The 24,270-nt window shown below is 73.9% G+C and carries 17 protein-coding genes and 1 pseudogene; 10 read left to right on the top strand and 8 right to left on the bottom strand.

Annotation, left to right across the window (positions count from 1 at the left end):
• Positions 1-206: 206 nt before the first annotated feature.
• The gene (locus OHA30_RS06075) at positions 207-593 is read left to right on the top strand and encodes a PPOX class F420-dependent oxidoreductase (RefSeq protein ID WP_328912760.1); all 387 of its coding nucleotides are present in this window, start codon (positions 207-209) and stop codon (positions 591-593) included.
• A 123-nt stretch (positions 594-716) separates the two neighbouring features.
• Here the strand turns inward: OHA30_RS06075 and OHA30_RS06070 are convergent, their stop codons facing one another.
• Both OHA30_RS06070 and OHA30_RS06065 read right to left on the bottom strand, forming a co-directional pair.
• Entirely contained in the window at positions 717-1,202 is a 486-nt protein-coding gene (locus OHA30_RS06070) for a DUF456 domain-containing protein (RefSeq protein WP_328912759.1), read from the bottom strand.
• A 206-nt stretch (positions 1,203-1,408) separates the two neighbouring features.
• Positions 1,409-2,248, bottom strand: a complete 840-nt coding sequence (locus tag OHA30_RS06065) for a hypothetical protein (protein WP_328912758.1) — start codon at positions 2,246-2,248, stop codon at positions 1,409-1,411.
• Between the two features lie 1,372 nt (positions 2,249-3,620).
• Between OHA30_RS06065 and OHA30_RS06060 the strand changes: the two genes are divergently transcribed.
• Positions 3,621-4,523, top strand: coding sequence for a protein phosphatase 2C domain-containing protein (locus OHA30_RS06060; RefSeq protein ID WP_328912757.1), 903 nt, complete (start codon positions 3,621-3,623; stop codon positions 4,521-4,523).
• 79 nt (positions 4,524-4,602) lie between these two features.
• Positions 4,603-6,345, top strand: a complete 1,743-nt coding sequence (locus OHA30_RS06055; protein WP_328912756.1) for a pyruvate dehydrogenase — start codon at positions 4,603-4,605, stop codon at positions 6,343-6,345.
• Between the two features lie 122 nt (positions 6,346-6,467).
• Here the strand turns inward: OHA30_RS06055 and OHA30_RS06050 are convergent, their stop codons facing one another.
• A complete protein-coding gene (locus tag OHA30_RS06050) occupies positions 6,468-9,293 on the bottom strand; it encodes a fascin domain-containing protein (protein ID WP_328912755.1) in 2,826 nt (941 codons plus the stop codon).
• A 241-nt stretch (positions 9,294-9,534) separates the two neighbouring features.
• Between OHA30_RS06050 and OHA30_RS06045 the strand changes: the two genes are divergently transcribed.
• Positions 9,535-9,972, top strand: coding sequence for an ATP-binding protein (locus tag OHA30_RS06045; RefSeq protein ID WP_328912754.1), 438 nt, complete (start codon positions 9,535-9,537; stop codon positions 9,970-9,972).
• Between the two features lie 118 nt (positions 9,973-10,090).
• Here OHA30_RS06045 and OHA30_RS06040 read toward each other — a convergent pair whose 3' ends face one another.
• Together OHA30_RS06040 and OHA30_RS06035 are read right to left on the bottom strand one after the other, a co-directional pair.
• Positions 10,091-11,191, bottom strand: coding sequence for a DUF2637 domain-containing protein (locus OHA30_RS06040; RefSeq protein ID WP_328912753.1), 1,101 nt, complete (start codon positions 11,189-11,191; stop codon positions 10,091-10,093).
• Positions 11,192-11,368: 177 nt separating this feature from the next.
• Positions 11,369-12,181: a (2Fe-2S)-binding protein gene (locus OHA30_RS06035; RefSeq protein ID WP_328912752.1), complete on the bottom strand. Its 813-nt coding sequence runs from the start codon at positions 12,179-12,181 to the stop codon at positions 11,369-11,371.
• 94 nt (positions 12,182-12,275) lie between these two features.
• Here OHA30_RS06035 and OHA30_RS06030 point away from each other — a divergent pair, with 94 nt between their 5' ends.
• Positions 12,276-12,932, top strand: coding sequence for a GntR family transcriptional regulator (locus tag OHA30_RS06030; RefSeq protein ID WP_328912751.1), 657 nt, complete (start codon positions 12,276-12,278; stop codon positions 12,930-12,932).
• Between the two features lie 816 nt (positions 12,933-13,748).
• On the opposite strand, the gene OHA30_RS06025 is transcribed toward OHA30_RS06030, so the two are convergent.
• The 3 genes and pseudogenes from OHA30_RS06025 to OHA30_RS06015 all read right to left on the bottom strand — a co-directional run bounded on the left by OHA30_RS06025 (position 13,749) and on the right by OHA30_RS06015 (position 17,711).
• Positions 13,749-14,498, bottom strand: a complete 750-nt coding sequence (locus OHA30_RS06025) for a hypothetical protein (RefSeq protein WP_328912750.1) — start codon at positions 14,496-14,498, stop codon at positions 13,749-13,751.
• 247 nt (positions 14,499-14,745) lie between these two features.
• Positions 14,746-15,186, bottom strand: a pseudogene (locus OHA30_RS06020) (aminotransferase class V-fold PLP-dependent enzyme); the annotation flags it as partial.
• Positions 15,187-16,025: 839 nt separating this feature from the next.
• Positions 16,026-17,711 (bottom strand): PucR family transcriptional regulator ligand-binding domain-containing protein, encoded by a 1,686-nt coding sequence (locus OHA30_RS06015; protein ID WP_328912749.1) that lies wholly within the window; start codon positions 17,709-17,711, stop codon positions 16,026-16,028.
• A gap of 285 nt (positions 17,712-17,996) precedes the next feature.
• Between OHA30_RS06015 and OHA30_RS06010 the strand changes: the two genes are divergently transcribed.
• The 5 genes from OHA30_RS06010 to OHA30_RS05990 all read left to right on the top strand — a co-directional run bounded on the left by OHA30_RS06010 (position 17,997) and on the right by OHA30_RS05990 (position 24,266).
• On the top strand, positions 17,997-18,884 hold the full coding sequence (locus OHA30_RS06010; protein WP_328912748.1) for an FAD binding domain-containing protein: 888 nt from the start codon (positions 17,997-17,999) through the stop codon (positions 18,882-18,884).
• Positions 18,875-19,351, top strand: coding sequence for a (2Fe-2S)-binding protein (locus tag OHA30_RS06005; protein WP_328912747.1), 477 nt, complete (start codon positions 18,875-18,877; stop codon positions 19,349-19,351). The genes OHA30_RS06010 and OHA30_RS06005 overlap by 10 nt, the downstream gene beginning before the upstream one ends.
• Positions 19,352-19,353: 2 nt before the next feature.
• A complete protein-coding gene (locus OHA30_RS06000; protein WP_328912746.1) occupies positions 19,354-21,756 on the top strand; it encodes a xanthine dehydrogenase family protein molybdopterin-binding subunit in 2,403 nt (800 codons plus the stop codon).
• Between the two features lie 54 nt (positions 21,757-21,810).
• Positions 21,811-23,007 (top strand): XdhC family protein, encoded by a 1,197-nt coding sequence (locus tag OHA30_RS05995; RefSeq protein WP_328912745.1) that lies wholly within the window; start codon positions 21,811-21,813, stop codon positions 23,005-23,007.
• 119 nt (positions 23,008-23,126) lie between these two features.
• Positions 23,127-24,266: a winged helix DNA-binding domain-containing protein gene (locus OHA30_RS05990; protein WP_328912744.1), complete on the top strand. Its 1,140-nt coding sequence runs from the start codon at positions 23,127-23,129 to the stop codon at positions 24,264-24,266.
• Positions 24,267-24,270: the final 4 nt, after the last annotated feature.

The raw sequence follows: 24,270 nt of genomic DNA, 5'->3' as shown, positions 1-24,270 counted from the left end.
GAAATTCGGCGACCAATATGTTTCAGGACAGCGTATCTGTTCCAAGGGCATGGTGAGAGCGCTCTCCGACTCGGATTCGCCCCGCGCCGCGCGGCCGTACGCGCCCGGGTCCGTGGACCTACGTCCGGCGGCCCGGTCCCCGGGACGCGGCCCCTTCGGCCCAACGCCCGATGCCGGGTCGGCGCCCATGGTGTGAGGCTGGTCCCATGACGACAAGCGACGCACGGACCCAACTGAACGACGTCGAGCTGGCCTATCTGCGCACCCAGCGGCTCGGCCGCCTGGCCACGGTCGACGGCCGGGGCCGCCCGCAGGCCAACCCGGTGGGCTTCTTCCTCCGTGAGGACGGCACGGTCGACATCGGGGGATGGACGATGGCCAAGACCAAGAAATGGCGCAATGTCGCCGACAACGCGTTCGTCTCCCTGGTCGTGGACGACGTGGCGAGCGTGAATCCGTGGAAGGTGCGCGGGGTGGAGATCCGCGGGGTCGCCGAGCAGGTCGTGGGGCCGCACGAACACGGCGACTTCCTCAGCGAAGAGCTGATCAGGATTCGACCGTACAAGATCATCGCGTGGGGGCTGGAGGACTGAGCGGGCCGGTCGTACGGGGGTCGCGGGCCGCTCGGGCGGCTCGGCCCCGGCCCGGTCGGCGCGGGCGTACGGCTCGGCGTCGGCGTACGGCTCGGCTCCCTCGTACGGCTCGGATCGTTCGGCTCAGCCCGCGACCACCGCGCCGATCCACGCGCCCGTCACCATCAGGCAGGCCAGCAGTTCGACCAGCACCGAGCCGCCTACCGTACGCATCGCCCGCCGGGTCGCCGTCCACGCCGTACGGTGGCCGCCGCCCAGCCGCACCCGCTCGCGCACATAGATCGTGCCGATGAAACCGAGCACCGAGCCCAGCACCGGCAGGACGAAGAAACAGCCGATCGCCACGCCGGTGGCGGTCAGCACGGTCCGCCAGGTCACCCCCGAGTCGCGGATCCGCCGGGACGGCATCAGCCACACCAGGACCTGCGCCACGGCCAGCAGACCGGTCGCCGCGGCCAGCACGCCCCAGGTCAGGCTGGTGTGCTCCAGCGTCGCCCACCACAGCACGGCCGCCCAGCACAGCAGCGTCCCCGGTACGCCGGGGGCCGCCACGCCGACGAGTCCGAGCAGTATCACCGCGCCGATCAGGCACACCTGTGCGGTCCCCATGAGGCCCACCCTGCCCGAAACCGGCGGCGTCCGCTGCCCGACCGGGCGGTTCGGTGCGCTTCGTCGCGGTGCGGGCGCGCGGAACGGGGTATACGGCCGGCTTGGCGCCGCGTGGGGCCCGCGGTCGTCCCCGGCGATTCGCGTTTCCCGGCGGCCCGGGCGGTGGACAATAAGGGCATGAGCCAGCAGGGCGACGCGCACCCCGGTCAAGAGGACGACTGGTGGGGGCAGTTGTACGGGGGAGATGCCTCGGCCGGGTCGGACGCGGGTGCGCGGCCGCGGGGCGGGGGCGGGGGTGCCGCCGGGCCGGACACGGGTGGGGGCGCCGCGCCCCGGGCCGACGGTGGGGCCGGCGCGGGGCCGGGTGGTGCCGGGTCGAGTGCTGCCGGTGGGCGGGCGGAGGCCGATTCGATCGACGCGCACTTCGACTCGGCGCTCAGCGCGATGTCGCCGCCGCCTCCGCCGCGTGCGGAGACGATGCGGTTGCGGCGGCCGACGCCGCCTCCCGCGCCCGCCTCCTGGTCAGGGCCGGCGCGGGCCGTCCCGGGGGAGCCCGCGCGTACGGTGCCGGCGCGGGCGGCCGAGCCTGTCGTATCCGAGAAGGCGCCTCTGACGGGGGCCTGGTCGCGGTCGGGGGCCGCCGGTCCGGGGGTGGCGGAGGAGCCGGAGGGGGCGCCTGAATCCGAGGCCGAATCCGAGGCCCAGGCCGTCTGGGACCCGTGGTCGGCGCCGCCCACCTTCGCTGCTCCTCGTACCCCGCCGGACGCGGCTGTCACGTCGCCGAGCCCGATCCCGCAGCAGGGCGTACGCCCTGAGGCCGCGGACCCCGTGGAGGAGGCGGCCGCACCGGACGTACCGGCGGAGGACGCGGAGGAGGAGTCTCCGCAGGACGCCGTGCCGGGGTTCGGGTCCGCGACGTGGGACGCCTGGGCGGCGGAGCCGACCTTCCCGTCGGGCGTACCGGGTGAGCCGCCTCCGGCGCGGTCCTGGGACGACTGGGTGGCGCCACGGGTCGCCGCGCCCGCCGCGCCCGGGGCGGCCCCCACGGCGCCGTCCTCCGCGGAGGAGTGGGGCACGCCGCCCCCGGCCCCGGCCCCGGAGCGGTCCGACCCCCGTCTCACGCCCGACCCGGCCCCAGGCCGCGCGTCGGCCTCCGCGCCCGTACCCGACGTCGATCGCACCCAGGACGCGACTGCCGGCGGAACATCTGACGGTGCCGCCGAGTTCGGCGTCGGCCGCGTCCGGGACGTGACTGTGGACGGTACGTCTGACCGCGCCCCCGAGGCGGGCGTCGACCCTGCTCAGGACGCGGCTGCGGACGGTACGTCCGGCTTGGCCTCCGACCGTGCGTCCGATCCGGCCGCCGGCCGAGCGTCGGCCTTCGCCTCCGAGCCAGCCGTTGACCGGGCTGCCGAGCCTGGCGTCGATGCTGCTCGGGAAGTGGCCGCTGACCGGACGTCTGATGGTGCTTCTGATCTGGCCGCCGGATTTGCGCCTGAGCATGTTGAGTCCGCTGCCGGCGGTGTGCCCGGCTTCGTCTCCGGCCGTGCGCCCGATTCGCGCGCTGAGCGTACGCCGGGTAGCGCCCCCGAGCCCGGCGCCGATCGCGCCCAGGAGGCGGCCTCCGGACGTGCGCCTGACGGCGCGTCCGATCCGGCCGCCGGATCTGCGTCTGACCGTGCCGAGTCCGCCTCCGGTGGTGTGCCCGGCTTGGCCTCCGACCGTGCGTCCGATCCCGCCTCCGGCCGTACGTCGGGCTTGGCCTTCGAGTCGGCGGTTGACCGTGCCGCCGAGCCCGGCGTCGATGCTGCTCAGGGCGCGGCCGCTGACCGTACGTCTGACGGTGCTTCCAATCCCGCTGCCGGTTATGCGCCTGACCGCGCCGAGTCCGCCGTCGGCGGTGTGCCCGGCTTCGCACCCGACCGTGCGTCCGATCCGGCCGCCGGATCTGCGCCTGAGCGTGCTGAGTCCGCCGCCGACGGTGTGCCCGGCTTCGTTTCTGGCCGGGTGTCCGATTCGGGCGCTGACCGTATGCCGGGCAGCGACCCCGAGCCCGGCGCCGATCGCGCTCAGGACCTGGTTGTCGGCCGTGTGCCTGGCCCTGACTCCGAGTCCGCCGGTGACCGTACGTCCGCCGTTGCGCCTGAGTCGGCCGGTGACCGGGCCCAGTACCCGGCCGCTGACCCTGAGCCCGGCCTCGCGCCCGCGCGCGTTTCCGATCGCGTCGAGGACGCCGCCGCCGACCGTACGCCGGGCAGTGTCCCCGAGCCCGGTGCCAACCGCCCGTCCGATCGGGCGCCCGGGCCCGCGTCCCGCGCTGGGATCGACGCTGGGCGCGGCCGGAGTCGGTCCGTGGATCCGCGGGTCGGGGGTGGGGGCCTGGGGGTGCCGGGGGAGACTGTGTTCGGGGAGGGGGACGTGCGGTGGGCGCCGGAGTTGCCGCCCGGGTGGATCGCCGCGGGCGAGGACGTGGGGGAGCCCGGGGTGGTGGGCGGAGGGCCGCCGACGTACGGGGCCGAGCCGACCGCCTGGCCCGAGGCCGACCCCGACGGGCTGGACGGCCTCGTACCGGACACCGTGCTGGACGGCGCGGCGTACGGTCCGCTGACGCTGCGGGCAGCCGCCGTACGCGGCGACTCCGCCCGCTACCGCGGCCAGCCCCGCAGGGACGCGCTGCTCACGGCCCGTTTCGGCACGGGTGACGACGCCCTGCTGCTCGTGGCCATGGCGAGCGGCGCCCGCGCCGCCGACGACGCGCACAAGGCCGCGCAGGACGCCGTGGGGTGGATCGCCGGGGCCGTCGGCCGCAGCCGGGCCCGGCTCGCCGACGATCTGCGCCACGCCCGCCGCGGCTCGTTGAAGTCCGGGCTGCACCGGCTGACCGACCGCTGCTACGGCAGGCTCCGCGCCCGAGGCGAGGACCTGGGCCTCGACGAGGGTTCGTACACCGCCTCCCTGCGCTGCCTGCTGCTGCCCGTCGACCCCGAATGCCGTATCCGGCTCTTCTTCGGTGTCGGCGACGGCGGGCTCTTCCGGATCAGGGACGGCGAGTGGCAGGACCTGGACCTGGGCATCGCGGCGGAGGAGGCGACCGTGCCGTTCCGTTTCCGGGCCACCGTCGCTCAACCGGGTGACGCCCTGCTGATGTGCAGCGCGGGCCTGGCCGAGCCGCTGCGCGGCGAACCGGCGCTGGCCGCGCACCTGGCCGGGCGTTGGGGCGGCGGCAGAGTCCCGGGCCTGGCCGCCTACCTCGCCGACGCCCAGACCCGCGTCAAGGGCTACGCCGACGACCGTACGGCGGTGACCGTCTGGGACGCGTGACGGCCCCGCGCCACTCGCGGGCCCCACGGCCCGCCCCCACCGGGATGCGGGACCGCGGCCGCCGTGGCGAGATGGACTCATGGCGAAGCAGACCGTGGCCGAGCAGTTCATCGACGTCCTCGTGCGCGCGGGCGTCCAGCGCGTGTACGGAGTGGTGGGCGACAGCCTCAACCCCGTCGTGGACGCCGTGCGCCGCAATCCTTCCGTCGAATGGGTGCACGTACGGCACGAGGAGACCGCCGCCTTCGCGGCCGGCGCCGAGGCCCAGCTCACCGGGCGGCTCGCCGCCTGCGCGGGCTCGTGCGGCCCCGGAAATCTGCACCTGATCAACGGTCTGTACGACGCCCACCGCTCGATGGCCCCGGTGCTCGCGCTGGCCTCGCACATCCCCAGCAGCGAGATCGGCACGACGTACTTCCAGGAGACACACCCCGACCGGCTCTTCCAGGAGTGCAGCCACTACAGCGAGCTGATCTCCAACGCCCAGCAGATGCCCCGGGTGCTCCAGACCGCGATCCAGCACGCGGTCGGCCGCGGCGGTGTGTCCGTGATCAGCCTGCCCGGCGACATCGCCGCCCAGCCCGCGCCGCAGCGCAGCATCGAGCACGCGCTGGTCACCCGCCGTCCGGCCGTACGCCCGGGTGACGCCGAGATCGCCGAACTGGCCCGGCTGGTGGACGGGGCCGAGCGCGTCACCCTGTTCTGCGGCAGCGGCACCGCGGGCTCGCACGAAGAGGTGATGACCTTCGCCGAACGCGTCAAGTCCCCGGTCGGGCACGCGCTGCGCGGCAAGGAATGGATTCAGTTCGACAACCCGTTCGACGTCGGCATGAGCGGACTGCTCGGCTACGGCGCCGCCTACGAGGCCATGCACGAGTGCGATCTGCTGATCCTGCTGGGCACCGACTTCCCGTACAACGCCTTCCTGCCGGACGACGTGACGATCGTTCAGGTCGATGTGCGGCCCGAACACCTCGGGCGGCGCTCGAAGTTGGACCTCGCGGTGTGGGGCGACGTGGGCGAGACACTGCGCAGCCTGACGCCGAAGGTGCGGGTCAAGTCCGACCGGCGGTTCCTCGACCGGATGCTGCGCAAGCACAGCGACGCGCTGGAGGGCGTCGTGAAGGCGTACACCCGCAAGGTCGACAAGCACGTGCCGATCCACCCGGAGTACGTGGCCGCGGTGCTGGACGACATTGCCGACGACGACGCCGTGTTCACGGTCGACACCGGGATGTGCAATGTGTGGGCGGCGCGCTATCTGACGCCGAACGGCAAGCGCCGGGTGATCGGTTCCTTCTCGCACGGCTCGATGGCCAACGCGCTGCCGCAGGCGATCGGCGCCCAGTTCCTCGACCGGCGGCGGCAGGTCGTGGCGATGGCCGGCGACGGCGGCTTCACCATGCTGATGGGCGACTTCCTCACCCTTGTGCAGTACGAACTCCCGGTGAAAATCGTGCTGTTCAACAACTCCTCGCTCGGCATGGTCGAGCTGGAGATGATGGTCGAGGGCCTGCCCGCCCACGGCACGACGCTGCGCAACCCGGACTTCGCCGCCGTCGCCACCGCGGCGGGCGCCTACGGCGTACGGGTGGAGAAGCCCAAACACCTGGCGGGCGCGCTGCGGGACGCCTTCCGGCACAAGGGCCCGGCGCTGGTCGACGTGGTGACCGACCCGCACGCCCTGTCCATCCCGCCGAAGATCACCGGTGAGCAGATCGGCGGGTTCGCGCTGTCGATGGGCAAGATGGTGCTGGACGGCGGTGTCGGCAAGATGGTGCAGCTGGCCCGCTCCAATCTGCGCAACGTGCCGCGCCCGTGAAGGAGTTCACCGGCGCGGCACCCTGCTCGCGGACGGACGACCGGGTCGTCGCTCGCCGGTCGGTCATGACCGGGCGCTGCCCGGTCGGTCGTCGACCGGACCGCTCGTCGGTCAGTCGTCGGTCAGTCGTTGATCAGGTCGAACTCCTCCCAGGGGCCGATCGCGGTCCGGTTGGCGATCAGGGCGGCCGCGCCCGCGTTCTCGGCGGTCACATAGTCGCCGTTGATCCGGGACTTGAAGCTGACGCTGCCGTCGCCGTTGTGGATCAGCTGGAACTGCTCCCAGGTGCCCACCGCGTCCACCTTGGCGAGCAGCGGTGAGGCGCCGGCGTCGTCGGCGGTGACGTACTTGTTGTTGGCGTGCGCCTTGAGGGCGATGTAGCCGCCGCCCTGGTCGATCAGGTCGAACTGCTCCCACTGCCCGATGGCCGTGCGGTTGGCGATCAGCGGCGCTGCGCCCGCGTTCTCGGCCGTCACGTAGTCGCCGTTGGCGTGGGCCCTGAGCGAGATCACCGAGCCGCCGGCGGGCGGGGTGCCGCCGCCGCCGTCGAGGCCGATCTGCACATTGCCCAGGTGCCGCGCGGCGGTCGCCGGGGAGCCGGAGACCTGTGCGTACGGCAGCGAGGTGGTGAGCGCGTTGACCGGCTCTACCAGGTACGAAGTGCCCGAGACGACGGGTACGTTGAGGGTGCCGGCGGTGGTCGGCGAGACCACGACCGCGTTGCTCGACCCGTTCACCACCTGCACCGACTGGCCGGGCCAGGGGTTGCGGACCTTCATGGTGCGCGACGACCCGGCCTGGATGGCGACCGTGACCGGGGTGCCGTTCTGCACCTGGACGTCGACCTTGGTGTTGCCCTGCACCGAGACCGTGCCGCTGACGTCCCAGCCGCTCGGCCAGGCCGGGGCGATCCGCAGCAGGCCGTCGTAGTCCTGCACCAGCGCCTCGTTCAGCGCGGTGGCGACGCCGGAGATCTGCTCGATGTAGCCCTCGGTGCCGACCGTGTTGCCCAGGTCGGCCAGGCCGTTGATGTAGACCTGATGGCTCTGGGTGATGGACACCAGCTTGGCCGCGACCTGGTCGGCGAGCCCGAGCCTGGCCGCGTCGATCGCGTCCATGCTCCAGTCGTTCCCGCCGGTCACCGCGCGGTGGTTGTACGTGCGCACGGCCAGGTCCTTGAGCGCCCCGGGGTCATCGGTGATCAGGTTGTACGGCCACACCGGCTCCAGGTCGATGTTCTCGCTGTTCCTGATCGTCGCGGTCGGCTGGTAGGAGTAGGCGATGATGTCGTTGTTGGAGGCGTCCGCGGACGGCGCGAGCACCTGGGTGCGGTTGTAGTCGGTACGCGCCCACGGCGGTATCTGGCCCAGCGCGGTGGTCAGTTGGGACTGGAGGGCGCTGTCGGTGCCCAGCAGCTGCGCGGCGCTGATCACGGCCGGGAAGAGCGCGGAGTCGGCGGCCAGGTCGGTCGTCGGGTCCTGGACGGCCCACTGCGTCTCGTGCGCGTTGGCGACGGCGTGCAACTTACCGTCCGAGCCGACCTTCTGATAGGCCAGCAGGAAGACCGCCGAGTCCTTCATCAGCGGGTAGTAGGTGCGCAGGAAGTTGAGATCGCCGGTGTCCTGGTACTGCTGCCAGATGTAGAGGCTGATCTCGGCGCCCGAAGTGATGTTCAGGGCGTTCCAGTTGGGGCTGCCGGGCTGGCTGCACGCGGCGTTGGCGCCGTTGCCCGGGTCACCGCCGTTGCCGTTGAAGCGCATCACCTCGGGGACACAGGCCCCGGGCAGGCCGCCCATCTGCTGTTTGGTCCACGCCTCGATGCCCGACAGACTGTTCTGGTAGAGGTTGAAGATCGGGATGTTGAGGGCGAAGTTGCCGGTGCTCATATTGGCCGAGATCTGGGTGCGCAGATTCCACAGCCAGGTCGCCGACGGCGTCCACGCCTGCTTGTCCTGGCCGAAGTTGAACATGTCGGCGACCCCGGCCTGACTGCCCGGGATGGTGCCGCGCATCGAGGCGGCCTCCATGAACAGGTAGATCGTGCGCAGCGTCTCCATGTACTGCGCCGTGCCGTCGGAGGAATTGGCCTCCAGCACACCGGTGTTGGCCCAGTAGTTGGCCCACCAGGACTGCTGCGAGGACAGCAGCGAGGACTCCGCGGCGCTCGCGTCGGAGCCCAGCAGGTTGGACGCGGTGGTGGCCGCGTTGCCGCCGGTCCAGGTGGGGGCGCCGACGACCACCCGGTAGGAGCCGTCGGTGTTCGGGGTGAAGTTCACCTTCACCTGGGTGGAGTTGACCACCTGGGCGGACACATTGCGGCCGCCCGCCGAGAGCGCGGCCAGCGAGCCGAAGGTACGGCCGGACCAGCCCGCCTCCTGGTTGTCCACCCAGGTCTCGGCGAGGGTGCCGACCGAACCGGAGGCGGCCGCCTGCGGGTTGCGGCCGGACCACAGGCTGACGGTCGCCGACTGCTGGGCGTTGGGGTCCGCCCCGGTGACATCCACGACCAACTCGTCCTTGGTCGCGGACACCCACGCCTTGAGCGTCATACCGCCGCCGGACTCGGTGAGCACCCCGGTGTAGAGGTCCAGGGTGCCCTTGAAGTCGGCGGCGTTGGTGAGCGTGGACAGGCCCGGGATCTGCACCTGTCCGGGGGACTTGCGGCCGGGCAGCGTGTCGGCCCGGTTGAGCTGCGCGGTGAATCCGCCCGCGGCCCAGGCGGCCACGCCCAGCGAACCGTTGCCGAGCGGCAGCGACTGGGCGGCGGCGGTGTTCGCCTTGCCGAGCACGATGTCGGAGCGGCGGATCACATTGGGGGTGTCCACCGCGAAACTCCCGTTGTGCCAGGCGGTGGTGGCGGTGGCCGCGGCGGCGGGCGGTGCCGCGGCGGGTACGAGGAGGCCGGCTGCCAGAACTGCGGTGGCAACCAGGGCTGGTGGTCGGATCATTCGTCGAAGTGCGAATGTGCGGTGCTGTGAGTACACGGCCCCTCCCGAGGCGACGGGATGTACGTAACAGGCGACGTAACACCCGAGAAACACGGGGATGAACGCGCCACAGAGTGGCTGCCGGGACCGTTCATGTCAAGAGATCCATCCGCGATACATCGGACGTATAAAGAGTTTAAGTAGGTAGTTCGGCCAGTCATGACTGGACGCATCGCGGCTGGGAATGCCTACTCGCAGAGGTGTGTACTGGACCGAACGGGGGATTGACACGAACATCACGGGGAATCGATTACGGCAGGCGATACGTCCGGCCGACCTCGCCGCGGTGGCCGAAACGCGCAGGCTGCTGCGCGACCGACTGCGGCTGTGGGGCGCTCCCGCGCTGGTGGATCCGGCGGCCCTGCTGGCCACCGAACTCCTCACCAACGCGCTGCAGCACACCTGCGGCGGCGCCGTACTCACCGCGACGCTCACCCCGGGGCCGGTGTCCCGGCTGCGGGTCGAGGTGCAGGACTCGCTGGCCCGGCGGCCGCGGCCGCGCCCGCGGGAGGCCGACGGCGAGCACGGCACGTCGGGGCGGGGGCTGCTGCTGGTGGAGGCGCTGGCCGACGCGTGGGGCGCGTCCGCCCGGGAGCCCGGGAAGGTGGTGTGGTTCGAGCTGGACGCGCGAACGGCGTGACCGCCGGGGGACACGGATCGTCCCCCGGCGGCCACGCCGCCAAGTCCGCCCCGAGGGGCGGGATCGAGCTGCTGTGCTGGGGCCCGCTCAGCCGGTACGAACCCGGCTCGGCGTCCGCTCAGCCGTACTGCCGCTCCAGGTCCTCCAACTTGCGCTCCAGGGAGTCCAGTCGGGGGAGCGTGAGCGTGTCGTCCTCGGCCGTCAGGTCGATGGGCTTCGACGCCGAAGCCGACGCCTGCGCGGAGGCCGAGCCGGAGACCGGGATGTCCTCGCGCACCGGCTGGAGCGCCGGGCGCGAGCGTACCGGCAGTTCACCGGACGGCAGTTCGGCCATAGGTCCTATAGCAGGCTCCGATGCGGGCTGGCCGCCGCCGGCGGCGCTCGCCGCCGGCAGCTCCACCTGACGTCCGCCCCGGCCGCCGCCACGCGGCCAGTTGCGGTGCGAACGGTTGATCGCCTTCACCTTGGCGCGTTCCAGACGGTCGTGCTCGCGGCGGCGCATCGAGTTGGCCTCGCGCTGCCGCTTGTCCTCACGGACCTCCTCGACCGCCTCGTCCAGCGAACGCACGCCCTCAAGGAGCATCATCGACCAGGCGCCGTACGTCTCGCGCGGCGCCCGCAGCCAGCGGACCATACGGATCTGCGGCAGCGGACGCGGCACGAGACCCTGCTCGCGCAGCGCGGCCCGGCGGGTCTGCTTCAGCGCGCGGTCGAAGAGCACCGCGGCGGACAGCGACATGCCGGCGAAGAACTGCGGGGCGCCCGCGTGGTCCACGCCGCGCGGGGCGTGCACCCAGTTGAACCAGGCCGCCGCGCCCGCGAACAGCCACACCAGCAGGCGCGAGCCGAGCGCCGCGTCGCCGTGGCTGGCCTCACGCACGGCCAGCACGGAGCAGAACATGGCCGCGCCGTCCAGGCCGAACGGGACCAGGTACTCCCAGCCGTTGGTCAGTCCCAGGTTCTCCCGGCCGAAGCCGACCAGACCGTGGAACGACAGCGCGGCGGCCACCGCGGCGCAGCAGAACAGCAGAACGTACGAGGCGCTTCCGTAGATCGCCTCCTTCTTGCGGCGGCGATCCTCGCTGCGCTCCCATGAATCGGCCTGCCCGTTGCTCGCGGCCGCACGGCGGTTGCGAACGACGAAGACGCAAGCCACGAGGACGACCAGGCCGACGGCGCCCGAGATCGTCCAGTCCAGCGATATGTCGGTAAGTCTCATGTACGAATCCTCGTGTCGCTTCCGTCGCGCTCGTGCCGCGGGGCGGCCCACGACCGACATCATCGCGAAGAGCGCGGATAGGTGCAGACGTTACGGTACAAGAGCACGCGTACGGTTCCCGGTGCTCGAACTCTCGTGCCAGAGCATTTGAGTTGACGGCGATCGTAGCGCGATCCGTCAAGCCGCAGACGCCCGGCGGCCGATTCGGTCAGTATCGCAGGTGCGCGGACACGTACCGCAGGCGTCTGTGGGGCTGATGGTATAGAACAGACAGCAGGTGAGACGATTCCGTGACGCCTCGACGGGTACTGACGGATCGTCGGTCCTGATCCCCGCGCGGAAATGCGCGCCGGCCGCGAACGGCGCGGTGCCGCCCGGCAGCAGCGCGGTCAGCTCCGCGATCGCGCGGTCCTCCTCGCCGAGCAACTCCCCGATGTACCAGAGCCCTTCGATGATCTCGTCGGTCGCCATGCCCCACAGTGCCCGCGGTCCGCGCCGCAGCAGTGGCCTGAACCCGTCGAGCACCGGGCCGAGATGCTCCGCGAGCGCGGCCCGCAGCTCGTCGCGCAGCGCGGCCTGCGTCGGTACGGGCCTGGCGCCCGGCCGGCGGGCCGCCGGATCGCCCGGCAGGCAGGCGAACGACGTGCCGCGTACGGTCATCCGGCCGTCCGCGCGGTGGAAGGACACATCGCCGACGGGCAGCCGCGGCACCCTGCGGTGCAGGAACCACGGCACCGTGAAGAGCAGACAGGCCGGCCACAGATAGCGGTGCAGCGCCAGTGTCGCGGCCACGTCCGGGCGGGGCGGGCGGCCGTGATCCCGGGTCACCTGCGCGGTGTCCTCGGCCACGAAGGCGTCCAGGGCGGCGCCGCCGGCCAGCAGTTCGCTGACGGTCACCCAGCCCGCGCCTGAGCGCGGCGGTTCGGCGGTCACCCGCAGGCCGGGGAAAACGGCGTGCAGGCGGGCGTAGGAGGCGGCGGTTTCTGGCATGGTAAGGCTTACCTTACCGGTTCGGAGTGGGGTTTAACCTAACGGCAGTGCGCCACCCGGGTGACGGGCGGCCGAGGTGTCGGGGGGACAGGGGGTGGAGGCGGTGGAACCGCTGGGACCGAACGGGCCATTACGGCTGCCCGAGCGGCTGTCCGTACGGGATCAGGTGCTGGCCGCGCTGCGGGGCGCGATCGCCGGTGGGGAGCTGGCGCCGGGGTCGGTCCACTCGGCGCCCGCGCTGGCCGCCCGGCACGGGGTGTCGGCGACGCCGGTGCGCGAGGCCATGCAGGTGCTCGCGCGCGAGGGCGCGGTCGAGGTGCTGCCCAACCGCGGGTTCCGGATCGCCGAGCGCAGCGCGCGGGATCTCGCGGAGCTGGCGGAGATACGGGCGCTGCTCGAAGTGCCGGTGCTGCTGGCCTCGGCGCGGGCGGTGCCGGCGCAGCGCTGGGAGGCGCTGCGGCCGCTGGCCGAGGCGACCGTCGCGGCGGCGGCGCTCGGGGACGGCGGGGCGTACGCGGAGGCGGACCGGGCGTTCCACCGGGCGCTGCTGGAGCTGTCGGGGAACCTTCAACTGGTCGCTGTCGCGGACGATTTGCTGCGACGGGCGCAGGTGCCGCGTTCTCGTTCCGCGGCCAGGCCAGCGGAGTTGGCCGCGGACGCGGCGGAACACGGCGCGCTGCTCGACGCGGTGGCCGCAGGCGAACTCGCCGCGGTCGAGTCCCTCGCCCGCGGCCACCTCACCCACCCCTGACGCCACCGATCACACAACCCGCGTGCCGGTACCCGACCCCTTGCGTCCACGTCGCCGCCGCGCCTCGGCGCGGCGGGAAAGCTCCGGCCCCGCGCCTCGGCGCACCCGCGTGCCGCGAAGCCCATCGCACACGCGCGGTCGGCCGCACGCGTACGCGCCGGGGCCGCCCGGGGCTCGCGGAATCCCTTACCCGCTGGCGCCGGGCCCGCGCGGCCCTGTACCCGTATGCGTCGGGTCTCTGGGTCCGCCACCTCGTCGCCGCCGCGCCGAAATGTTCGGCCCGGCGGCCTCAGTCCGTCCGCGTGTTGCCAAGCCCACCACGCACGCGCGGTCGGCCGCACGCGAAGCGCCGTGCCGGGGCTGTTGGGGCTCGCCGAAGCCCGTCCCGCTGGCGCCGGGCCCACGCCGCCCCGCGCCGGGTCTCTGGGTCCGCTGCTTCGCAGCCGCCGCGCCTCCGTGAGGCCGGAAAGGTTCGGCCCGCGCCTCGGCGCACCCGCGTGCCGCTGAGCCCATCGCGCACGCACTGCCGCGCCCGGCCGACGGCAGCGCCCACCGCTGAGCGCGCTGCTCTCAGCGGTGGGAGGTGTGATCCTCCGGCGGCCGGTGCCGGACGTCCCTTCCGGCGGGCCGGCCCCCGGGTGGGGGCGGACCTGCCGGGGCTGCGGGAACTCCAGAGGGCGGGTCGGCCCCCGGGTAGGGGCGGGCTCGCCGGGGCTGCGGGAACCTCGCGGAGTGGCTGTCGCGGCCCACCGGCGGCCGGTGACGGAGACAGGCCGCCCGGCGCGCAGCCGGGGTGCGGGGGCCTCCGCGGAGCGGTTATGTCGGGAAGGCCGGGGCCAGCCAGCGGGGGACGCGGTCGAGGAGTTCGTAGAGCCGCGCGGCCTCTTCCCGCAGGCGCTCCGCCTCCGGGTCCGGCTCGACGTCCGCGAGAGCGAGCAGCGCCGGCGCCGTCCCCACGAGATGCCCGAGCGAGACCCGGATCCGCAGCGACTCCGCGAACCCGTGCCGCGCCTCCGCCAGATCCCCGTCCGCCGCCGCGAGCCCGGCCAGGTGCCGCCAGGTGAACGACGTGAGGAAGGTGTCCCCGTGCGCCACGGCCCCCGCGTGCGCCCGCCGGTACGCCGCCCGCGCGGCCGTCGGATTCCGCGCGATGTTCTCCGCGACCAGCCCCCGCCGGAAGTCCAGCAGGGGCCGCCCCGGCGACCCCGGGGCCAGCAGCGCGGCGCTGCGCCCGAACGCGGACCGCGCCTCGTCCGCCCGGTCCCGTACGGAGAACAGCGTCGCCCCGTACGCGAGATACCCCCGCTCCGAGGCCGCGGCCCCGCGCTCCTCGTCGGTGGCGGCCAGCGCCTCCGCCGTACGCAGCGCGTCCTCCGCCTCCGCCCACCCGGCGACGTGGTAGAAACACCCCTCGACCAGCAACTCCGCCCTGCGCAGCGCGGCACCGGCGTCGTCGTCGCAGAAGGGCGCGAGCAGTGCCGCCGCCTCTGCCCAACAGCCGCGTGCGCGCAGCCGCCAGACGTCCGGTACCCCCACCACAGATTCCGACAGGGCGGTGTCCGCCACAGCATCTCCCCCAAGCGCGTCGTCGAGCCAGTGCGAGCAAGTGCATGCGTATGCAGTTGTGTGCCAGTGGCGGAAGTCCAGCACGTGCGGGGGCCCCTCGCCAAGGGGTTGGAGATCACTTCTTGTGAACGGAATCACTAATGGCCGTTCCGGTCACCCCCGTGGTGCGGTCCACAGGCCCGCCGACCAGCGGCGGAGCCCCGCGGCGGCGCCACGGCCGCGGGTACGGCCCGCGCGGTTGCGGCGTTCACGGCGTGTCGTCCTCCGGTGTGGAGTAGCGGCGCGTGTACCGGCCCGCGCCGATCGACTCGGCGACCGCCGCGGCGACCTGGTCCACCTCCTCGGCGGTGTTGTAGTAGTGCGGCGACAGCCGCAGGCACCAGTCGACGCCCTTGTCGCCGAAGTCGAACTGCGCGAACTCCCGATAGCTGAGCGCCGAGTTGATGCCCCACGCGTCCATGTCCGCCTTGAACGGCAGCGGTTCCCGGCCCTCGACCGCGAAGGTCACCAGCGCGCCGAGCCGTTCCCCGCGGTCGAGCACCCGTATGCCGGGAATCGTCCGCAGCGCGTCGCGCAGATGGGCGGCGAGCGCGCCCGAGCGCCGGGCGGCGGCGTGCGTACCGACCCGGCGGGCGTACCGCGCGGCCTCCGCGCAGCCCAGCACCGTGGCGTACGGGAACTCCCACTCCTCGAACCTGGCCTGCGCGTCGCCTTAGCGGCGGTGGCCGACCGCGCCGAACTGATCGAAGGAGCCCGCCGCCTCGCCGCCGCGGGAACATGACCGCCGGACTTGTCCGGTCCGACGGGCCCAGTGCGGGTGCGCACGGCCGCGCGTGGGGCCCGAGGCCCCGCCGGACCGCGACCCGGATCTGCCGTGTCGCCCCGGGCTGTTCGTACGGCCGGGCCCCGCGGGCGCGGGTCGGCGTGCGGTCCGGGCGCGGGAGTCGGCTCCAGCCCCTGCCAGGACCTGCGCGTGGGGCTGTTCGTACGGCCGGGCCCCACGGGCGCACGTCGGTGGGCGGCCCGGGTGCCGGGGTCGGCCTCCAGCCACTGTCGGGACGTGCGCGTGCGCGCCGGGCTGTTCGCACGGGCCGGGCCCCACGGGCGCACGTCGGCGGGCGGCCCGGGTGCGGGAGTCGGCCTCCAGCCCCTGCCCTGATCTGCCGGGTCGCGCCGGGCTGTTCGGTACGGCCGACCCGCGCGGGCGCATGCCGCCGGGCGCGAGGGGCGCCCGGCCCCGGCCCGGCGGTGACCCGGATCTGCGCGCGGTACGCGGGGGAGGACAGGCCCGTACGGTTCTGCCCGCGCCTGGGGACGGCGTACGCCGGGCGGCCTGCCCGCGCCTGCCCGCGCCTGCCCGCGCCTGGGGTGCCGGGCCGGGCAACGGGCGGCCCGGGCGCCGAGGTGGCGCCCTCGGCGCGGGTGCGCGGGTGCGCGGGTGCGCGGCCGTCGCGGTGACCGTTCGGGGGGCCGCGTGCCCGGAACGCGGGTGCGCGCGGCGGCGGGTCGGGGGACCCGCCCGGAGGGTCAGGTCAGGCGGAGGGCCAGGAAGAAGTCGAGTTTGTCCTCCAGCCGGGACAGATCCCGCGCGGTGAGCTGCTCGATCCGCCCGATCCGGTAGCGCAGCGTATTGACGTGCAGATGGAGCCGGGACGCGCACCGCGTCCAGGAGCCGTCGCACTCCAGGAACGCCTCAAGCGTCGGGATCAGCTCCGCCCGGTGCTTGCGGTCGTACGCCCGCAGCGGGTCGAGCAGCCGCGCGGTGAAGGCCCGACGTACGTCGTCGGGCACGAACGGCAGCAGCAGGACGTGCGAGGCCAGCTCCTCGTGCCCGGCCGCGCACACCCGCCCCTGGCGGGCCGCCGCCACCCGCCGGGCGTGCCGCGCCTCCTCCAGCGCCCCGCGCAGCGCCTCCGGCGAGTGCACGGCCGCGCTGACGCCGATCGTCAGCCGCCCGTCCTCGCCCAGCCCTCGCGCCAACGGCCCCCGCAGCGCCCCCAGCAGCCGCTGAGCGGCCAGCGGCTCCGGCCCGCCACTCTCGCCGCCCTCACCGTCCCCGCCGCCTTCGCCGTTCCCCGTGCCGACCACCGGCACCAGCGCGAGCGCCCGCCCCTCCGCGTGCGCGACCGCCACCCGGTCCGCCGCGTCGGGCCCCTGCTCGGACGGATCGGCCAGCGCCTCCTCAAGGACCGCCTGCGCGACCGGCCCCGAAGGCGGCTCGCCGCCCGCCCAGTCCACCCGGGCCACCACGATCTGCCACCGCGGCGCCCCCTCCGCGCCCGGGACCAGCACCGGCGCCGCCGCCCGCAGCCGCGCCCCGACCTCGGCCGGCGCGGCCCCGCTCCGCACCAGCTCGAAGACCTCCGTGGCCAGCCGCCGCCGTACCGCGCGGGCGGCGTCCCTGCGGTCGCGTTCGACCGCGACCAACTGGGTGACGCCGTGCAGCAGGTCCAGGCGTTCGGCCGGCCACTCCCCGGCGTCGGCCTCCACCGCGAGGAACCAGTCGGAGAGCACCCCGGCCCGTACCTCCGCCCCCGGCTGGCCCGCGCGGACCGGGAAGAGCGAGTACGTACGGCCGCCGGGCACCGCCACCCGGTAGGGCGCGGGCCGCCCGGTGCGGCGCGCGGCCTGCTCCGCGCCCGCCAGCTCCGCGCGGACCGCCGCGGGCAGCGGGTGCCCGGCGGCGCCGCCGATCTCCCGCCCGGTCGCGGACAGCACCCACGCCCGCAGGTCCAGATCGCTGCCGAGCAGATCGAGCACCGCCTCGGGGCCGCCGCCGCCGGGACCGGGCGAGATCAGCCGCCGGTGCCGGTCCACGACCGCCGCCAGGTCGCCGGCCCGCTCGCCGGAGACCTGCCGGGACACGTACTCGGTGATCGTCGCGAAGGCGACCCGCACATCGACCGCGAGGAGCGGCAGCCGGTGGCGCAGGCACGCGGCCGTCAGATCGTCGGGCACCGCGCCCAGCTCCGCCTCGCCCACCGCGAGCCCGGCCACCCCCGCGCCGGCCAGGATGCGGACGAACGGCTCGGAGTCCGCCGGCCCGTGCCGCCACGCCAGCCCGGTCAGCACCAGCTCGCCGCCGGTCAGATAGCGGCCGGGGTCGCGCAGGTCCGTGGTCATGACCCCGCGCACGGTACGGTCCAGCTCCGCCTCGCCGCCCAGCAGCCGCAGGCCGAGAGCTTCGGTGTCCAGCAGTGCGCGCAGCCGCATCGTCGTCGCCCTGTTCGGTGTCGGAGTCGTCCCCGGGTGCCCCTTCGGAGGAATCTACAAGACCCGCGAGCCGGCCGGTCGGACGCTTCATGGTTTCGGTGACTGCACCCGGACGGCCGTACAGCCGTGTACTGGGCGGACAACGCGTGTTCTGCTCATCAGGAGCAGCTTTTCCTCCCCCTCGCCCCCCTCCTCCCCTCCTCCCCTCCTCCCCTCCTCCCCTTCGTCCCCCTCCTCACCCTCGAAGCGATCATCGGCACCGGGAATTCGAGAAGAGGACCCCGCATGGAGTTCCTGCGCCCGGCCGACTGGCAGGAGGCGCTGGCCGCCAAGGCCGCGCACCCCACCGCCGTGCCCCTGGCGGGCGGCACGGACGTGATGGTCGAGATCAACTTCGACCACCGCAGGCCGGACCATCTGCTGGACCTCAACCGCGTCGCCGAACTCCAGGAGTGGGAGGCCGGCCCGGACACCGTACGGCTCGGCGCGGGCGTCCCGTACACCCGGATCATGGCCGAGCTGGGAGACCAGCTGCCGGCCCTCGCGCTCGCCGCCCGTACGGTCGCCTCTCCGCAGATCCGCAACCGCGGCGGCGTCGGCGGCAACCTGGGCACCGCCTCCCCGGCCGGGGACGCCCACCCGGCGCTGCTCGCGGGCGGCGGCGAGGTCGAGGCGGTGTCGGTGCGCGGCACCCGGATGATCCCCGTCGACGACTTCTACACCGGTGTGAAGCGCAACGCGCTGGCGCCCGACGAGCTGATCCGGGCGGTGCACCTGAAGAAGGCCACCGGGCCGCAGCAGTTCTCCAAGGTCGGCACCCGCAACGCGATGGTCATCGCGGTGTGCGCCTTCGCCGTCGCCCTGCACCCCGACACCCGTACGGTCCGCACCGGCATCGGCTCGGCCGCGCCGACCCCGATCCGGGCCACGGCCGCCGAGGAGTTCCTGACGGCGGCGCTGGACGAGGCCGGTCTGTGGGAGGGCGGCGGACCCGTACCGCCGTCGGTGGCACGGCAGTTCGCGCTCCTGGTAGCCGCGTCCGCCCGCCCGATCGACGACGTGCGCGGCACCGCCGCGTACCGCAGACACGCACTCGGCGTGATGGCCCGCCGCACCCTGGACTGGGCCTGGGAGCAGTACCGGGGCCAGGGAAGGACGGCGTCATGCGCGTGAACTTCACCGTCAACGGCCGCCCGCAGCACGCCGATGACGTGTGGGAGGGCGAGAGCCTGCTGTACGTGCTGCGTGAGCGGATGGGCCTGCCGGGCTCCAAGAACGCCTGCGAGCAGGGCGAATGCGGCTCCTGTACGGTCCGGCTCGACGGTGTGCCGGTCTGCTCGTGCCTGGTGGCCGCCGGACAGGCCGAGGGCCGCGAGGTCGTCACCGTCGAGGGCCTGGCCGGGCCCGACGGCGAACTGTCCACCGTCCAGCAGGCGTTCGTCGAGGCCGGCGCCGTGCAGTGCGGCTTCTGCACCCCCGGACTGCTGGTCACCGCCGACGAGTTGCTGGAACGCAACCCCGAACCGACCGACGGCGACATCCGCGAGGCGCTGTCCGGCAACCTCTGCCGCTGCACCGGCTACGAGAAGATCCTCGACGCCGTACGCCTGGCCGCGGCCCGCACCGGACGGGAGATGTGACCATGGCCGTACCGACACCCGGCGTCCCCGGCCGCCTTCCCACCGGACTGACCCAGAACCCGGCCACCGGCGGCGGCATCGGCGAGTCCACCGCCCGCCCGGACGGCATCCTCAAGGTGACCGGCGAGTTCGCGTACGCCTCCGACCTGTGGCACGAGGACATGCTGTGGGGCCACACCCTGCGCAGCACCCTCGCGCACGCCCGGATCGTGTCGGTCGACACCGCCGAGGCGCTGGCCGTCCCCGGGGTGCGCGCCGTGCTCACCTACGACGACCTGCCCACCCCCGTACGCACCTACGGCCTGGAGATCCAGGACACCCCCGTCCTCGCCCACGGCAAGGTGCGCCACCACGGCGAGCCGGTCGCGCTGGTCGCCGCCGACCACCCGGAGACCGCCCGCCGGGCCGCCGCCAAGATCCGCGTCACGTATGAGGAGTTGCCCGTCGTCACCGACGAGGCGTCCGCCACCGGCCCCGGCGCGGTGCTGGTGCACGAGGGCCGCGAGGACGAGTACAGCCGGCACGTCCCGCACCCCAACGTCGTGCACCGGCAGCCGATTCGGCGCGGCGACGCCGGCGCGGCCGCCCGGCGCGCGGACGTGATCGTCACCGGCGACTATGTCTTCGGCATGCAGGACCAGGCGTTCCTCGGCCCCGAGTCCGGGCTCGCGGTCCCGGCCGAGGACGGCGGCGTCGACCTGTACGTGGCCACCCAGTGGCTCCACAACGACCTGCGGCAGATGGCGCCCGTGCTCGGCCTGCCCGAGAAGAAGATCCGGATGACGCTCTCCGGCGTCGGCGGCGCGTTCGGCGGCCGCGAGGATCTTTCGATGCAGATCCACGGCTGTCTGCTCGCGCTGCGCACCGGCCGGCCCGTGAAGATGGTCTACAACCGCTTCGAGTCCTTCTTCGGCCATGTCCACCGCCACCCCGCCAGACTCCGGTACGAGCACGGCGCCACCCGCGACGGCAGGCTCACCCACGTCAAGTGCCGCATCGTGCTGGACGGCGGCGCCTACGCCTCCTCCTCCCCGGCCGTCGTCGGCAACGCCGCCTCCCTGTCGGTGGGCCCGTACGTCGTGGAGGACGTCGACATCGAGGCGCTCGCCCTTTACACCAACAACCCGCCCTGCGGCGCGATGCGCGGCTTCGGCGCGGTCCAGGCGTGCTTCGCCTACGAGGCCCAGATGGACCAGGTCGCCGCCGAACTCGGCCTGGACCCGGTGGAGTTCCGGCAGATCAACGCCATGGAACAGGGCTCGCTCATGCCCACGGGCCAGCGCGTGGACTCCCCGGCGCCGGTCGCCGAACTGCTGCGCCGGGTCAAGTCCCGCCCGCTGCCGCCGGAACGGCAGTGGGAGGTCGCCGGCGGCCCCGCCGACGTACGGGCCCTGCCCGGCGGCCTGTCCAACACCACGCACGGCGAAGGCGTGGTCCGGGGGGTCGGCTACGCGGTCGGCATCAAGAACGTCGGCTTCTCCGAGGGCTTCGACGACTACTCCACCGCCCGGGTCCGGCTGGAGGCCGTGGGCGGCGAGCCCGTGGCCACCGTGCACACCGCGATGGCCGAGGTCGGGCAGGGCGGCGTCACCGTGCACGCGCAGATCGCCCGCTCCGAACTCGGCGTCACCCAGGTCACGATCCTGCCCGCCGACACCCGGGTCGGCTCGGCCGGCTCCACCTCGGCCTCCCGGCAGACGTACATGACCGGCGGCGCGGTCAAGCAGGCCTGCGAGGCCGTACGGGCGAAGGTGCTCGAACTCGGCCGCCGCCGGTTCGGCAGCTACCACCCGGCCTGGGCGACGGCCGAACTCCTGCTGGAGAGCGGCAGGGTGGTCACCGACGGCGGCGAGGCGCTGGCCGGCATCGCCGACGTGCTGGAGGACGAAGTCGTCGAGCTGGAGATGGAGTTCAGACACCGGCCGACCCAGGCGTTCGACCGGCGCACCGGGCAGGGCAACGGCCATGTGCAGTACTCCTTCGCCGCGCACCGGGCCGTGGTCGAGGTCGACACCGAACTCGGCCTGGTCAAGGTGGTGGAGCTGGCCTGCGCGCAGGACGTCGGCCGGGCGCTCAATCCGCTGTCGGTCGCCGGGCAGATCCAGGGCGGCAGCACACAGGGCCTCGGCGTGGCCGTGATGGAGGAGATCCTGGTGGACCCGAAGACCGCGAAGGTGCGCAACCCGTCCTTCACCGACTACCTCATCCCGACCATCCTCGACACCCCGGCCATTCCGATCGACGTGCTCGAACTCGCCGACGACCACGCCCCGTACGGGCTGCGCGGCGTGGGCGAGGCGCCCACTTTGTCGTCCACCCCGGCCGTGCTCGCCGCCATCCGGCAGGCGACCGGACTCGCGCTCCACCGGACGCCGATCCGGCCCGAGCATCTGACGGGGGCCTGAGCGGGGCCCGCTGTCTCGCGTACCGGAGTCCGCGGCCCGAGGAGGTGAGCGACCGTGCTGGAGATCGCCGAGCAGCTGTACGGCTGGTGCGGGCGCGGGCTGCCGTTCGCCGTAGCGACGGTGGCCGCGACCGGCGGGAGCGCGCCGCGGCAGCCGGGGGCGGCGCTCGCCGTGGACGGCTCGGGGCAGGCGGTCGGCAGCGTGTCGGGCGGGTGCGTCGAGGGGGCGGTGTACGAGCTGTGCCGGGAGGCGCTGGCGGGGGAGGGGCCGGGTGCGCGGGTCGAGCGCTTCGGCAGTTCTGACGGCTTCGGTGGCTTCGGCGGCTCGGGCGGCTCGGGCGGCGGCTTTGACGGTGACCTCTTCGCGGTCGGGCTGACCTGCGGCGGCGAGATCGACGTCCTGGTCCAGCGGATCGACCCCACTGAGCGGCCCGAGGTCGTCCGCGCGCTGGCCGCCGCCGTCGCGGGGGAGCCGGTGGCGCTGGCCCGGGTGACGGCGGGGCCCGCCGACCTGCTCGGCCGCGCGCTGCTGGTCGACACCGGCGGCATCGCGGCGGGCTCGCTGGGCGACGGACGGCGGGACCGTACGGCCGCGGCCGCCGCGCGGTCCGCCCTGGCGGCCGGGCGGACCGGCACGGTGGTGATCGGCGCGGACGGCAGCTGCTGCGGGGAGCCGCTGACGCTGCTGGTCGAGTCCCGGGTGCCGCCGCCCCGGCTGCTGGTCTTCGGCGCCGTCGACTTCGCGGCCGCGCTGGTACAGGCGGGCCGGTTCCTCGGCTACCGGGTGACGGTCTGCGACGCGCGGCCGGTGTTCGCGACCACCGCGCGCTTCCCCGACGCCGCGGAGGTCGTCGTGGACTGGCCGCACCGCTATCTCGACGCCGAGGCGCGGGCCGGACGGCTGGACGGGCGTACGGCGGTGTGTGTGCTCACCCACGACCCGAAGTTCGATCTCCCCTTGCTGGAACGGGCGTTGCGGCTTCCGGTCGGCTATGTCGGCGCGATGGGCTCACGCCGTACCCACGTCGAACGGCTCGACCGGCTGCGGGCGGCGGGGGTCACCGGGCCCGAACTGGCCCGGCTGCACTCGCCGATCGGCCTCGACCTGGGCGCGCGCACTCCGGAGGAGACGGCGCTGTCCATCGCCGCGGAGATCGTCGCCGCCCGCCACGGCGGCACCGGCGACCCCCTGACCACCACCCGCACGCCGATCCACCACGACGCCCCCCACCTCGGCACGCCCACTCCGTGACGCCCGGGCGGCCGCCGTGACGCGGGCGCGGCCCGGCGTCACCTGTCCGGACGCGTGCCGTCCCCATGGGCGGGCATCGCGGAACGGAACTGTCCGCGATCCGGCCTACCGTGGACACCATGCACGTCACGCCGTCACCGCGCCGCACACCCGTACCGTTGGACCGCCGGACGCTCAACCGGACCCTGCTGGCCCGCCAACTCCTGCTGGAGCGGACCGGCATGGGCGCCGAGAAGGTCGTCGCCCACCTGCTGGGGCTTCAGTCGCAGGTGCCCACCTCGCCGTATCCGGGGCTGTGGAGCCGGCTGGACCGGTTCGACTTCGCGGAGCTGGGCGCGCTGCTCACCGAACGCCGGGTGGTCCGGCTGACGCTGATGCGCGGCACCGTCCATCTCGTGACGGCCGAGGACGCGCTGCTGCTGCGGCCGTGGATGCGGCCGATGTTCGAGCGGACGCTGGCCGTCTCGCAGTGGGCGGCCGGGATCAAGGGCGTCGACCGGGCCGAGGCCGTCGCCCACGGGCGCGCGCTGCTGACCGAACAGCCCCTGACTCCGGCCGAGTTGCGGACCGCGCTCGGCCGGCGCTTCCCGGCCGCCGACCCGGCCTCGCTCGTCAACGCGCTGCGGATGTGGACCCCGCTGGTCCAACTGCCGCCGCGCGGAGTGTGGGGAGCGGGCGGCGGCCCCCGGTACGCGCTCCTGGACGACTGGCTGGGCGCGCCGCCCGAGCCTGCCGCCCTGCCCGGCCCCTCGCCGACGCCCGCCTCCCTCGTCCGCCGCTATCTCGCCGCCTTCGGCCCGGCCACGCCCGCCGACATGCAGAAGTGGAGCGGACTGACCGGCCTGAAACCCGCCTTCACCGCCCTGGACCTGCGCACGTACACCGACGGCGAGGGCCGGGTGCTCTACGACCTGCCGGAGGCCGAACTCACCGACCCCGATGTGCCCGTCCCCGCCCGCCTGGTCGCCGACTTCGACAACCTCGTGCTCTCCCACGCCGACCGCACCCGGGTACTGGCGACCGAGCACAAGACCCGGGTGATCTCCGTCAACGGCCTGGTCCGCGGCATGATCCTGGTCGACGGATTCGTGGGCGGCACCTGGGTGTTCGCGCGGACGAAGGGCACGGCGGCGGTCGTCGTGACGCCCTTCGCGCCCCTGTCGCCCGCCGACCGCGACACCCTCGCCGAGGAGGGCGCGCGGCTGCTGGCGGCCGCGGACCCGGGCGTGGCGCACGACGTACGCTTCATGGCGCCGTGAACGC

Source organism: Streptomyces sp. NBC_00223 (assembly GCF_036199905.1).
In the GTDB taxonomy this organism is placed as follows: Bacteria; Actinomycetota; Actinomycetes; order Streptomycetales; family Streptomycetaceae; genus Actinacidiphila.
Note: the sequence above shows the minus strand (reverse complement) of the source record. Positions and strands in the feature narration are given on the sequence as shown.

What these genes read in the sequence shown, in the direction of transcription:
- OHA30_RS06075 (WP_328912760.1), top strand. Translation starts at nt 207, where the DNA reads ATGACGACAAGCGACGCACGGACCCAACTGAACGACGTCGAGCTGGCC.
- OHA30_RS06070 (WP_328912759.1), bottom strand. Translation starts at nt 1,202, where the DNA reads ATGGGGACCGCACAGGTGTGCCTGATCGGCGCGGTGATACTGCTCGGA.
- OHA30_RS06055 (WP_328912756.1), top strand. Translation starts at nt 4,603, where the DNA reads ATGGCGAAGCAGACCGTGGCCGAGCAGTTCATCGACGTCCTCGTGCGC.
- OHA30_RS06050 (WP_328912755.1), bottom strand. Translation starts at nt 9,293, where the DNA reads ATGATCCGACCACCAGCCCTGGTTGCCACCGCAGTTCTGGCAGCCGGC.
- OHA30_RS06040 (WP_328912753.1), bottom strand. Translation starts at nt 11,191, where the DNA reads ATGAGACTTACCGACATATCGCTGGACTGGACGATCTCGGGCGCCGTC.
- OHA30_RS06035 (WP_328912752.1), bottom strand. Translation starts at nt 12,181, where the DNA reads ATGCCAGAAACCGCCGCCTCCTACGCCCGCCTGCACGCCGTTTTCCCC.
- OHA30_RS06015 (WP_328912749.1), bottom strand. Translation starts at nt 17,711, where the DNA reads ATGCGGCTGCGCGCACTGCTGGACACCGAAGCTCTCGGCCTGCGGCTG.
- OHA30_RS06010 (WP_328912748.1), top strand. Translation starts at nt 17,997, where the DNA reads ATGGAGTTCCTGCGCCCGGCCGACTGGCAGGAGGCGCTGGCCGCCAAG.
- OHA30_RS06005 (WP_328912747.1), top strand. Translation starts at nt 18,875, where the DNA reads ATGCGCGTGAACTTCACCGTCAACGGCCGCCCGCAGCACGCCGATGAC.
- OHA30_RS06000 (WP_328912746.1), top strand. Translation starts at nt 19,354, where the DNA reads ATGGCCGTACCGACACCCGGCGTCCCCGGCCGCCTTCCCACCGGACTG.
- OHA30_RS05990 (WP_328912744.1), top strand. Translation starts at nt 23,127, where the DNA reads ATGCACGTCACGCCGTCACCGCGCCGCACACCCGTACCGTTGGACCGC.